The organism is Aeromonas sp. QDB39, from assembly GCF_027707585.1.
Taxonomy (GTDB): Bacteria; Pseudomonadota; Gammaproteobacteria; order Enterobacterales; family Aeromonadaceae; genus Aeromonas; species Aeromonas hydrophila.
This window is the reverse complement of the sequence record NZ_JAPCIV010000068.1, coordinates 1-11,118: the sequence shown is the minus strand read 5'-3', so window position 1 is coordinate 11,118 and position 11,118 is coordinate 1. Positions and strand designations below refer to the sequence as shown.

General features: G+C 53.8%; 12 protein-coding genes. 9 read left to right on the top strand and 3 right to left on the bottom strand.

All coding sequences use genetic code 11. From position 1 onward, the window contains the following. Positions 1-167 precede the first annotated feature (167 nt). The 7 genes from PG899_RS22990 (at position 168) to PG899_RS22960 (ending at position 3,575) form a co-directional block, all read left to right on the top strand. Positions 168-473 (top strand): hypothetical protein, encoded by a 306-nt coding sequence (locus PG899_RS22990; protein WP_210538269.1) that lies wholly within the window; start codon positions 168-170, stop codon positions 471-473. Between the two features lie 15 nt (positions 474-488). After that, entirely contained in the window at positions 489-1,229 is a 741-nt protein-coding gene (locus tag PG899_RS22985) for a hypothetical protein (RefSeq protein ID WP_210538270.1), read from the top strand. 206 nt (positions 1,230-1,435) lie between these two features. Continuing rightward, a complete protein-coding gene (locus PG899_RS22980; RefSeq protein ID WP_210538271.1) occupies positions 1,436-2,077 on the top strand; it encodes an EAL domain-containing protein in 642 nt (213 codons plus the stop codon). Positions 2,078-2,191: 114 nt separating this feature from the next. Next, entirely contained in the window at positions 2,192-2,743 is a 552-nt protein-coding gene (locus PG899_RS22975; protein WP_210538272.1) for a zinc-finger-containing protein, read from the top strand. A gap of 25 nt (positions 2,744-2,768) precedes the next feature. Beyond that, the gene (locus PG899_RS22970) at positions 2,769-3,011 is read left to right on the top strand and encodes a hypothetical protein (protein WP_210538273.1); all 243 of its coding nucleotides are present in this window, start codon (positions 2,769-2,771) and stop codon (positions 3,009-3,011) included. Positions 3,012-3,069: 58 nt separating this feature from the next. Continuing rightward, positions 3,070-3,330, top strand: coding sequence for a hypothetical protein (locus PG899_RS22965; RefSeq protein ID WP_210538274.1), 261 nt, complete (start codon positions 3,070-3,072; stop codon positions 3,328-3,330). A 2-nt stretch (positions 3,331-3,332) separates the two neighbouring features. Continuing rightward, entirely contained in the window at positions 3,333-3,575 is a 243-nt protein-coding gene (locus PG899_RS22960) for a hypothetical protein (protein ID WP_210538275.1), read from the top strand. A gap of 115 nt (positions 3,576-3,690) precedes the next feature. On the opposite strand, the gene PG899_RS22955 is transcribed toward PG899_RS22960, so the two are convergent. From PG899_RS22955 to PG899_RS22945, 3 genes are all read right to left on the bottom strand, one after another. Next, complete coding sequence (locus tag PG899_RS22955; protein WP_210538276.1) at positions 3,691-4,062, bottom strand: hypothetical protein; 372 nt, start codon at positions 4,060-4,062, stop codon at positions 3,691-3,693. Positions 4,063-4,141: 79 nt separating this feature from the next. Then, the gene (locus PG899_RS22950; protein ID WP_210538277.1) at positions 4,142-4,426 is read right to left on the bottom strand and encodes a hypothetical protein; all 285 of its coding nucleotides are present in this window, start codon (positions 4,424-4,426) and stop codon (positions 4,142-4,144) included. A gap of 4 nt (positions 4,427-4,430) precedes the next feature. Then, positions 4,431-6,020, bottom strand: coding sequence for a PAAR domain-containing protein (locus tag PG899_RS22945; protein WP_210538278.1), 1,590 nt, complete (start codon positions 6,018-6,020; stop codon positions 4,431-4,433). Positions 6,021-6,898: 878 nt separating this feature from the next. Here PG899_RS22945 and PG899_RS22940 point away from each other — a divergent pair. Then, positions 6,899-8,872, top strand: a complete 1,974-nt coding sequence (locus PG899_RS22940; RefSeq protein WP_210538279.1) for a hypothetical protein — start codon at positions 6,899-6,901, stop codon at positions 8,870-8,872. 536 nt (positions 8,873-9,408) lie between these two features. After that, positions 9,409-10,053 carry a hypothetical protein gene (locus tag PG899_RS22935; RefSeq protein ID WP_210538280.1) on the top strand — a complete coding sequence of 215 codons (645 nt, stop codon included), beginning with the start codon at positions 9,409-9,411 and terminating at the stop codon, positions 10,051-10,053. The last annotated feature ends 1,065 nt before the right edge of the window (positions 10,054-11,118 follow it).

The following is an 11,118-nucleotide window of genomic DNA, read 5'->3' as shown; positions in this document are numbered from 1 at the left end:
GGAGTCACATGGAAGATCAGATCCTGGAAAACGGGAAAAGTTCCGTTCAGACCGCTATTTGTGTATAAGAGTCAGGTCCAGGTGCTTGCCGCCCGGGGGGCCCCCCTTGCATTGCAAAAAAGCACTTTATCCTGTCACCAACTTATCAAAAACAATGGGGGGACCCTATGGACTTCAGCAAAGCAATCGCCACCACCATAGACCTGCCGGTGCAGGTTAGCGAACGGGAAAAAATTCTGAACTACGCAGAGTGCAAGCCACTGACGTTGGCTCAGCGTGATGATTTCCTATCAAAATGCCGGCACTTCCCAGGTGATATTTTCATTATCAACGACCACTGTTTCTCCATTATCTGTCATTCAGACGTGGAGTGGGTATTGGTGCCGTTGAACCAACAGGCCAGCGAGCTATACCGGCATCGATACTTGATCGACTCCAGCGAACTGCACCATCGCAGCCTTACTATTCACTAATGTTGAGAGGAATAAATGACCGCAATACACGCACTACCCAACACCACTGACCAGGGGGATTCAAGGGTCAGAGCTGGTTCCCTGTGGCTTACTAAGAACGGCTTTGTCGTCATGGTGCACAACATCATATACCTCGATGGCCGGCCGCTCGTAACTTACTCCTACTCTGACGCAGACGATGCGGAACTGAAGTCCCATCCCTTGGCCACCTGGCATAAGGAACTCATTCCTCACAGACCACTGACTGCTTGTGTACGAGCAGTTCACGCCTCGTATCAACTGATCCTGATGTCCATTGAGGAGCAAATCAAGAACGACGTGTTGCAACAACTGGGTGATCAGGGGGCTGGGTATTCCCAGGAGTTTCTGAATTCAATGCTGGAAAGAATCGAGAAAATCTCGAGTGACTTGTCCTGCCAGGCCGGTTCCGTCATTGCACCATATTTTGGCCACAACATAGGCTCAACTCTGGATGCATTTCCGGAACTGGCCTTTGAGTCCATATCGCGGCTGGCTTTGATCTACGATGCCATTCATGACGCTGCCAGGCTGCCCGATTTCAATCACTCCTTTGACATTTTATCCGCGGCGCGTAATGGCGAAAGCTGTTGCACCGAGGTGGTTGGTTTCACGGCTTTGGCTACCAACCTAATCAAGCTGCAAATAGCTCTTGGCCGGGCAGCACAATCTGAATATGAAGACCTGCTTGCGGATGTCATGACCTGGCCTCTTACCGGCTTCCCTGGTGCTAGATAACCCATATCAACGGCGCTGCAGCTAAGTGCTGCCAGTAATGCAGTCCTGGCAATGGCTGCAGCGAACTGTCCACACGTTCGCAGGATACTTATCCAGCAATTCTGTGGATAACTAACACCAGAAATAGGTCACGATTTCACCATAGGATTTACTCGGCGTCAGAGGGGTAGACTCTCTCGCGGCAATTTCAGAGGGGACCAAAGTTAATGCTCATTGCTAGGCAACCAGTGTTCGACACAGAGAAGCAGGCGATTCATGCCTATGAGTTGCTTGCGAGAAATAGTGGCCTATCAAGGTTCTCCCCTCCTACCTCCGATTACCACTCTTGGTTCGACATCGATAAAGCCGTTCTCGAGCTCGCAGACCAGCTCCTTAAGGGAGAATTAAAACTACTGGTCAATGTGAGTGAGCATACCTTGGCAATTGAGCACCAGTTCCATCAATGGCGCACTCTGATCCTCAAGCTGGCCCGCAAGCACCACATTTTGGTAGAAGTCACCGAGCTGGTCACAGCCTCTACGCTCCAAAAACGATGGGATAGCCTTAGATCGATGGGTGTCGAACTTGTCATGGATGATTTCGGCACGAAATACTCCACGCTTACACGACTGCATGATTTTGAATGGGACATAGTGAAGTTTGAGTGTGGGCAAACGCACGGCTACCCCCCCTCTATGCTGGAAGGGATTGATGCCTGTATGAAGAAGGGGATCCCCATCATCGCTGAACGCATCGAAACCTACAACCAAGCGATCTCATCTCAAATACTCGGATTCAATCTGCAGCAGGGGTATTTTTGGGCTAAACCCGAGATTGTTTTGCACTCCCAACTTCACACCCAGGTGTAGACCCCCTTACCCATGCCTAGTATGAGTTATCACAGCCGGCCTGGCTGCAACTCAAACTTGCATTCCTGAGTACCACGAGACAATGGCTACAACCCTCTCATCAGGATTGTGCATATGGCTCGCAACACAGCATATAGTCATTTTCATCCAAAGGACTGCCGGTTTTGTGGCTCTCCTCTGGAGCTCGTCAGCAAACAGGTGGTGTATCCTGCCGCTCCGGCTAAAACGATGATCTACCGTTGCAACCGTGATGCCTGCGATAGCTACATTAGCTGCAGAGAAGGGACTGACATCGCGATCGGTTCTGTTGCCAACAGAGATACCCGATTGGCTAGACGCGAGGCGCATGCCAGCATCAACACCCTGGTCGACTCCGGCAGAATGAATAAGCACGAAGCCTATGCATGGATGCAGCACCTTCTTAGCCTGCCATATACTCGTCGGGGCATCGGCTGGCTTGATGAGCACGAGTGTAAGGTTGTTGTCCGTGAAGTAAGGGAAATCCTGAGGCGGTCTCGATATGAAGCCTCCCAGAGAGGCATAGCCAGCTTGAGAGCGCTTTTTGATAAGAATAATATAGAACTGGATGACTCCTCTCAGAGCCAGGATAGCAAAGCTCAGAGATTATTGGGTCGCCTCCAGCTTCTGAACCGCTTCAGCGCTTGATTTTTACGAGGAACAAACGCCACAAATGAACAGAATGATTGCCAGACTTCGAGCCCATGGCATTGTAACTGCCAGCCACATGATCGGCATCAGCATCATGCTTCTGGTTCTTGGTCTAGCAAACTATGGGTCAAATCCATGGCTGTCTGCAGTCGTTGCCGCGGCGGGGCTTTTGTCTTCCGTCCGTATTCATATCGCTGCGGTTCGTTACCAAAACGCGATGGTTGGATATACCGCTTCCGGGTTGGATGATGAGAATCAGAGCTAATTGATCACGAATATGTACTCCTACGCCGATGCGGACGAGTTAGACCAAAGGAGTAGTGATGGCCAAGGTATTTTCTGAACATGTCGAGAAGGCGGTGACCGAGGCCAGCGCTTGCCGGGTTGCGGTTTATCCGCGCCTCCATGGCTGGGTCTCTGAGCGCATTCAGCTGGAGTTGGGTGATTCGATGGCGCAACTGGGGGAGACGACCCCTAGTCGCGGCGGTGGTCATTACCTAGTGGAGGGGATTACCGCCGAGGAAGCCGCCAAAGCGGCCAGAAAGCTGCGCGGCAAACCGGTAGAAGTAGTTCGGATGGAATAACGATGCCATCAGATAGCAAGCTGGCCACTCAATGGCGGCAGGAGCAGGGCTATACAGGCCGTGGCGGCGTGGTTGTGGTCTATCGAGGCGAGGTGCAGGGTTGGGTGAACGAGTTGCGTGATCCTGCTCATTGGGTCGCGGGCTGTGTCGCTGTTGATGAGGCTGGCCAGCAGTGGCAAGCCATCGCTTGTAACGAGGCCGCTGGTGCCATGATGTGGCAGCCCCTGGACAACCACGACAAGTAAGAGGAAAAACAGGAGGCTGAACAGAACTGAGGTTGTTGTGGGTCTCGGTTTGAGCCCCTGAATGGGCAGGATGCCGCGAGCGGTGAGACATGGGCGCCACAAAGACGCCCTTTTCTCATTCATCAAGCCCCAGCGTTCTCATTAGGGCTTCGCCGTTCTCCATGGCCTGCCGCTCCCATATGGCATACGCGCGGGTAGGCTTCTTGGCCAGCTCGATGGCTCCGGCCAGCTCATCATGGCTGCCTATGAACGTGGGACGGTCCCATGCGCCGCCATCGAGGCATCTAATCTCCCAGTGCCCTCTTTTGTTCCATTGCAAGTACGGCTGGCGCCACCAAAGTATCAGCTCTTCGGTTTCGCGCTCGTCATTCTTGATGTCTCTGGCTGGTGGATCGGCAGGATTGACCGGTATCCCGTCTATGACGCCGGACAGTTCAGTTGGTTCAATGGCCTGGGCGGCCTCAAGGGTGATCGCAGTAAAGGACATTGCTTGCCCTCCGTGTTGATTGATTAGTTCATCATTGCAGCTTGCCGCTCAGGTGTCACCAGTATCCGCCCGCGAGCTCTCATTTATCTACACCAGCAGCCTCGCTTGGCTTGCCCTCTTGTTTGCTGATAGTGGTATCTTCCCAGCGATCCTCTGGGAGAGTCACCTTAAAGCCCGGACTATCAACTGGTGTGCCAGGTGGAGTGTAGTTGGGGTCTGGCTTCCCAAACAGGACTCCAAGCCCATGGGCTGGCTCACTGATCACCTGTTCTTCTGGAGGCTTGCGGTGCTGCTGCTTCTCCTGGGCATCTCCACAAGCCACCAGCGTGATGGAAAGGGCTATGGCAATCGCTATTCGCTTCATCGTGTCACTTCCCCGGTGATTGCTGGTAGATGCGACGAACCCGGCCAGGGGCGGGGGCGTTCACGTAGAGGGGGCCGACCGGCGTCCAGTTATCGGAGCAGTGAACATACTCCGTCATCAGCAGCTCGGTTTGTTCCTTGGATAGGGTGATGTCACCGCTCCCATGCCACAGATCAAGGTACTTGCTGAACAGAAAGGCCAGTTCCCCAGGTACCGGGTCTGATAGAGGGGAAAGCGGCGCTCCGCTCTCCTGCGCTATGGTCTGCATGAGGTGGCCGGCAAGAAGCTGCAGATCCGGTTTGACTGTGCGAGTCATGATCGCATTGGCTACATAGCCCACCATTGGCGCATCGCTCTTGGAGACAACGGAGAAAGTGCCGATGGTCGGCTTGATCTGGCTGCTGTCTTTCACGTACTCCATGTATTGGGCAGCAGCATCTTGGAGCCTAGCATTGGCTGCTGCCTCGAATCTCTTGTAGGCCACATCGTCCCCAAACTTTAGGACGGCATCGAGGGGGCGCATGATCGGCGTCTTTTCGACTTGGGCCAGGTAGCCGCCACCAATATCGCTATGGGTACCGAAAAGCGTGAGTTCCGTGTGCTCTGGCTGTACAGAGTTAAGCGCAAAGTTGAGCCGGTACTCGTCCTTGGCTGCCAACTGGACAACCCTCTCCGCCGCCCCTGGGGCAATGTAGAGGCGAACCGGCGCATTGTCGTCATCAGTGGTGTCCAGGCCAATTGCTGCCACGGTATCGAAGAGGCCGACGAAGGCGACGCGCACCTCGCGCCCCTGGTTGGATTCCAGAAGGATGTTGACGAAGTGCCGAGCTGCGGCAGCACCCCGGCTAAAGCCGAAAACATCCACCGCCACCGGGCCGGACGAGAGGCCGGCGATCATGGTGCTGATCTTGGCCAGGCCTTCCTCTGACCTGGATATGACGCCAGTTGCGCCAGTGCCGAAGGCCATGTCTAAATTCGAGTCGGCTTTGCCGGTACTGGTGCCGATCCCCTCGATGTAGATTGCTGAGCCGCTATAGACCTGATGCAGACGGGCTACGTTGGTGGCGCCGCCGTCGTATGACGATCCCTTGCCTATCAGCTTCTCTATTGATTGGCAGGCCGCGGTGCTTGCCTCTTCACACTGCTCCCTGAGCTTGCTGTTGTACCGGTTGTTCTGGGTGCCATCAAAGAAGATGCCGATCCGATGTTCCGTGGGGTCAACCAGCGGGACAAGAGGGGTCGCCGGCGAACTGGTGGGAGCTGGTGCCGATGGTTCTGCGGGGACGCTGGCTGCTCCCGCTCGGGGCCCTTGATTGTCGCCGACGGTCGTCCCCTGGGCGGGGAGTATGGTGTTGCTCATTGGTGGACAGCTGCAGGCGACATAATCACCCTGCAGCGCTACCGGCCCGCCCGGGCCGATGATGGAGCGGGGGCCAACGGCGACGATAGGGCCCTGTCCGACTTTGCAAGCAGGGCAGTTCGCCATCATCCCGATATATGTGGTTGGGGAGCCTTCGCTGATCCAGCTGCTGTCCCCGTCTTGGATCTCGCCACCAGTGCTGGTGGGATCGCCTTTCCTTGCTACGTTTCTCATAACATGCCTCCGCACCGAAAGTTGTATGTTAACCCCATCGGATCTTACGAATGCTGAATGAGACCAAGTTTTGAACTTAGGGCGCCTGTTTTTGTCGCTCCAGATCGTCGAGCTTTGTCATACCCTGTCAAGGATCGAACCCAGAGTATTGGATTTACGTGTCTTGGATCCATTTCGGGTGGTTTTAACTCAACGATTAGCAATTGGTTATTGATGAGATGAGATAAACAAGGCCTGTTAAAAAACGGATCAACCATAGATCCAGTGGATCCATTTGGTGGATCCAATAGGATGGGACTGTTTTTTAAGCAGATTTGCACCTATCCATAAAATCGCAGGAATGGCGGTTTTTAGGGCGTTCGTAGCCGGGGTATGCCAAGGCATTGCCTCAGGCCCAACCCTCCACCAGAGCGCTGTATAGGGGCTAATTTTAGCTCGCTTGGGGGCTGCAACCCGATTCTGAGTCCGAAAAATGACTCCATCGAGAAGAGAACGATAGCACCTTATTATAGATCATTGATCTCTTTCTTTATGATCTCTTGATCTAGTGATCTTTTAATATCTTTGATCTGTTTAAGATCTTTAAAGATGGGGGTTGGCATAACATCATGATGTAATTAGATTTTTTTTGCTCTATGTTATATGCCGTTAACTCGTATGTTATATGCCGTGTTCTCCTATCTACTATGCCGTGTTCTCCTATCTACTATGCCGTGATGCTCTATGTTATATGCCGTGATATGCTATCTACTATGCCGTGGTCTCTTATCTACTATGCCGTAAAGCCTCTAATGAGGCTGAAATTGTAGATAGCAACAGCTTACGAACAGCTTTTAAACAGGTTGTGCTCAGCATATGCACAGGTGAGGGTGACAGACATGAGTGTTGATAAAATTGGCTGCGCAAACGCGATTTTAGGGGCGTATTTAACCAAGCAGGGCTTCCCTGCTGACGTTATTAAAGTGATGGCTCCCCCGCTTTTACCAAAAATTAACAAATCGGCGGTGTCAATGCTGCTGAATTTCGTGTCGACGGCACCGGAACTGTCAGTAGAGCAAGCCCTGGAGATCATTTGGCCGGCAATGGACAAAATGACGTTGCTGGTGGATGAGGCCAATGAATCGACTGTGGGGGGGGCTGAAGAAAAGGGACCGCCTGAAGTCACTGTCGTGGCGAACTCAAGAGCACCGGTTGTGATCGAACACGATACGGACTTCTTGGTTGAGTACGATAAGTTTCAAGCCCGTTCCTTGTACCCAGATCGAAGCCCTCCCCCGGAGAACATTGATTTGCACCTGGATATGACCTTGAAAACGGGGATGTTCCGAGTGTTAGCAAGCGGGAAGACGCCACCTGCATTGGATGAGCATAGAATTTACCACCTGACCACTCCGCTTAGCAGTGGTCACGCCTATATGTCTTTGAGGGGGCCAACGCTCAACACTCAGATGGATTTGGTCTCTTATATCTGCATCACGCATTGGTTGGGGCGTCTGTCTAAGGAGAGGTTTGAACAGGCCATCATCAAGCCTATTCGTATGACCATAGAGCGATTTTTTTCACCGATTCCTGAGGATATGCGGCCATCGGATTACCTGTTGGACAAAAAAATCGTGGACTCGCTTGCAAGACTCAAGAGCGTTGCCCTGCTCTTTTACCCAACGCTTGATGATGCCGATGAGACTACCCGTAAGAGATCGGTCATGATTGCGAATATCGTTGGTACTCTGAGGTTAGAACCTGATGGGACCATAGAGATATCTCCGACTCCAGAACTGCGGACCTTGTACCTGAGCACTAAAAAGCTCGTGCCAATAAACCGAAGCGCAGTCATTCAGTTGAACTCACAGATGGCCCGGCTGCTAGCGTTATGGATCGCAGCCAGGCCGGGCAAGCTAATTGGACGCCGGGTGTTTCTGAATCTACGGCCTATGACGGTTCTGGAGCTCCTGCGAGAGATTCATCCACGTGAGACCGGTCGACACAACCACAACGATCGCCGGCAACTCTCACTGGCCCTTAACGAGCTGCTGAGTGCGGGACTGATAGATGTAGATATTAATTATCGCAACGTAAAGTCAAAGGACAGCGACGAACGGCTCACTCTGGCTACGGAAGTTCACTTCAAATCGCATTCAATTGGGGATGCTCGGTCCGTAGCGAATACGGATCTTGCACTTCCAGTAATCGATGTGCCCAAAAAACGGGGCCGCGGTAAGGCGTATAGCACTGAGGTGGCGGAGGAACTGCAGGGGCTCAGTTTCACGGCATCAAGTACGAGTCCATCAGCCAGAACCAAGCCTAAAGAGTGGTTATCAACCAACTTGGATGTTGTTGAGCGGATAATGTCAGGATTGCGAAAGGCTGCCAAGAAGTCACCGGCCGGCGCTCGGCTCCTGCTCAAGGGGGGCGATGATCGCAAATTGACCAGCCTAGCTAAGGTGTTTGAGTCGGTGGAGCGTGATGCCGATGCCGCGCTGCTGCGTCAGATCGCGAGCCATGATCCACGTAAAAGCAAACAGTCAGAATTTGAAACGATACTCCGCTCTATACCGCTTAAACCGGCTCATCTTCGAGTCACTTTCTGGTATAGAGATAACGCAGAAACTATCGCCATCTTGAAAAAGATGCTCTCTTCTTCTCGATCGCCGCTTGAAGTTGCGGCTCAGATTCACAAGAGGGTGTATTTTTCGCGCTTGGTGACCCCCTTAATCGCTGTTGGTCGAATAGATGATGCCAACTTTTTCAGCGGAACATGGGAAGCAGGAAGGGAATCAATTGAGAGCAATAAGCGGGATGACTGGAACCGGGCGGCTGCGGGTAGTCGTAGGAAAAAGGTCATGAAGCTTTAGGGCCAAACATCGTTGTTCTAGGGGAGGTACAAGTGAGTCAAATGCGGTATGTTCCAGTTATCTTGTTGGCCGGAGGGTGTTGGCTATGGATGGCGATAGGGGTCATCCATTTAGGGGTGAAATGGCACTCTGTTGGCTTTGTTCGCCACAATGTTGAAGTCGTGCTTCCGAATGATATAACTCTTTCAGGTGACCTCTCTATTGACTGGGCTGGGGCTTATTTTCTGACTGATGCGGACGGAAAATCGACGAAATTCAAAAACTTCAAGATAATGTCTATTCCGCCGACGAGCATGGTTCCTAGCACCTACCCATATCGGACGGTGCTGCCCTTCCTACTCTACTGCCTGGGGTCCCTGGGAGCTTGTTATTACCTTCGGCTCAAATGCACTAGGCCTCGGGATAAAATAAGTCGGTGATTTGCCTGACATAGTTCGTTTTGGTCGTCCTGCCCCTCTTTGCGGGGCTTTGTCTATTCTTATGGAGAGTGGTAGAGTAGGCGTGAATCAAATATGAGCAATCAACTACGAGACGCTATGCCGCAACTCATTATCGATGCAAACAAGGTCACAGAAACATTCCGTGATCTGGAAGTGACCGCAACCAACGGGGCTATGTATCAAGCTCTGGTGGGGCATGAGCACATCCAGGAGATTGCGCCGGAGTTGGGGCTCGCTCTACCGCCCGGCTACCGCCTAGTCTGTGTGACTACTCGACTCGGTGGTGACAAGTTCGAGATCGCCTTGGTCAATGATCAGACGGCTGAGGTCGCCTATTACAACCAGGTGATCATCGTTCACTATGAAGACTTGAAATGTCGCCCAGCCACCCAGCAACGGGTTTGGCGCTCGTTCAATCAGCACCACAAGGCAGCTCTTCGAGACCTGCCGTCAGCGGTATTTTTCGGCTATATACTCGCCCGTTACGATGTGATCCTGAGTGATAACATGCAGACTGGGGAGGGTATGCACTTCTGGAAGGCCAGAATGTCCGAGGCGCTTTATCGTCGGCTGTACGTGTACCACTATCAACTGATGACCGGCGAACTGCACCAGATCCGTTCAGATGAAGAGTTGGCCTCATTGTCAGATCAGATATGGGGTAGCCCTCAGCACCATGAATGGCAGCTCGCAATCATCGCCTGTAAGCCGTTGCCGCGCCCAGTTAAGATCTCTACATAGACATATGACAGACGCAAGATCCAAACAGCCCCGCCTCGCGGGGCTTTTTGTTGATGGAATGTCGGAGATATCTTAGAGATAAGGGGCTACATCAGTAGTTTCTACCGCATTAGCCGCGTCAGTGTCGCAGCATTGATAGATTCGCCGGCTCTTGCCTATTACTTCGCGTTACTCTAATGCTTCCCTTCCCTTCCCTTCCCTTCCCTTCCTCTGGTGGTGGCCAATACTTTTCGGTGGCCATCAGACTTGATATTCAATCACTGGATCCACGTTCGGCTAGATGATCATCAGCTTTGGATCCTTACTGACTATCCAGATTGGGAGTCCGTTATGGTTCGTAGCCCAAGACTGCGAGCACAGGTGCAGATGAGTTGGTGAGTGGCGGTAGGCGTAGCCGGCGCCGTGGGCCGCCCTGAGATGGGTTGGCGCTAACGGGCCTTAGCTGCTGTCGAACTCGAGGCCCAGGGCAGCCAGCTCCAACGGTTGTGCTCAGCTCGATGTCCTTGGTCGACACCGCTGGTGGTTTTGTTCGGGCCGCAGGACGGTTCGATATCCTGGGTGGCTTGCTCTTTGCCGGGGACCAGGTGTGCGGCGGGCCCCGGGCAGGTGCCGGGATGTGGTGCCCCGGGTCACCGCCGAGCTCGGGACTCATGGTGGCCACCGGCGGCGGTGCTGTGTCCAGCTGGCCGGTGCCGGTGATCCGGTGCGTAGTGGGCCCCAGGCCGCCGACGAGCTCGGGGCCCAGGGCGGCTACTGCCGGCCGCCAGGTTGGTGATCCGGTACTACAGGTGGCCAATGCCGGTGACCGGGCGGGTGATCCGGTGCTGCAGGTGGCCCCGGGCCGCCGACGAGCTCAGGGCCCAGGGTGGCCACCGGTGGCGGTGCCAGTACGCAGTGGGCCCCCGGGCCGGTGCCGGGATCTGGCCCCCCGGGTCACCGCCGAGCTCGGCGCTCAAGGTGGCCACTGCCGGCCGCTGGGTGGGTGATCCGGTGGGCCCCCGGCCGGCGCCGGGGAGCGGAGGGGCCTGGGTGGTGGTGGGGTTTTGTCGGTGTGCATGCTGAGTA

Coding starts and splice junctions, on each gene's coding strand:
- PG899_RS22950 (WP_210538277.1), bottom strand. CDS start 4,426: ATGAAGCGAATAGCGATTGCCATAGCCCTTTCCATCACGCTGGTGGCT.
- PG899_RS22940 (WP_210538279.1), top strand. CDS start 6,899: ATGAGTGTTGATAAAATTGGCTGCGCAAACGCGATTTTAGGGGCGTAT.
- PG899_RS22960 (WP_210538275.1), top strand. CDS start 3,333: ATGCCATCAGATAGCAAGCTGGCCACTCAATGGCGGCAGGAGCAGGGC.
- PG899_RS22985 (WP_210538270.1), top strand. CDS start 489: ATGACCGCAATACACGCACTACCCAACACCACTGACCAGGGGGATTCA.
- PG899_RS22945 (WP_210538278.1), bottom strand. CDS start 6,020: ATGAGAAACGTAGCAAGGAAAGGCGATCCCACCAGCACTGGTGGCGAG.
- PG899_RS22975 (WP_210538272.1), top strand. CDS start 2,192: ATGGCTCGCAACACAGCATATAGTCATTTTCATCCAAAGGACTGCCGG.
- PG899_RS22970 (WP_210538273.1), top strand. CDS start 2,769: ATGAACAGAATGATTGCCAGACTTCGAGCCCATGGCATTGTAACTGCC.
- PG899_RS22990 (WP_210538269.1), top strand. CDS start 168: ATGGACTTCAGCAAAGCAATCGCCACCACCATAGACCTGCCGGTGCAG.
- PG899_RS22980 (WP_210538271.1), top strand. CDS start 1,436: ATGCTCATTGCTAGGCAACCAGTGTTCGACACAGAGAAGCAGGCGATT.
- PG899_RS22955 (WP_210538276.1), bottom strand. CDS start 4,062: ATGTCCTTTACTGCGATCACCCTTGAGGCCGCCCAGGCCATTGAACCA.
- PG899_RS22965 (WP_210538274.1), top strand. CDS start 3,070: ATGGCCAAGGTATTTTCTGAACATGTCGAGAAGGCGGTGACCGAGGCC.
- PG899_RS22935 (WP_210538280.1), top strand. CDS start 9,409: ATGCCGCAACTCATTATCGATGCAAACAAGGTCACAGAAACATTCCGT.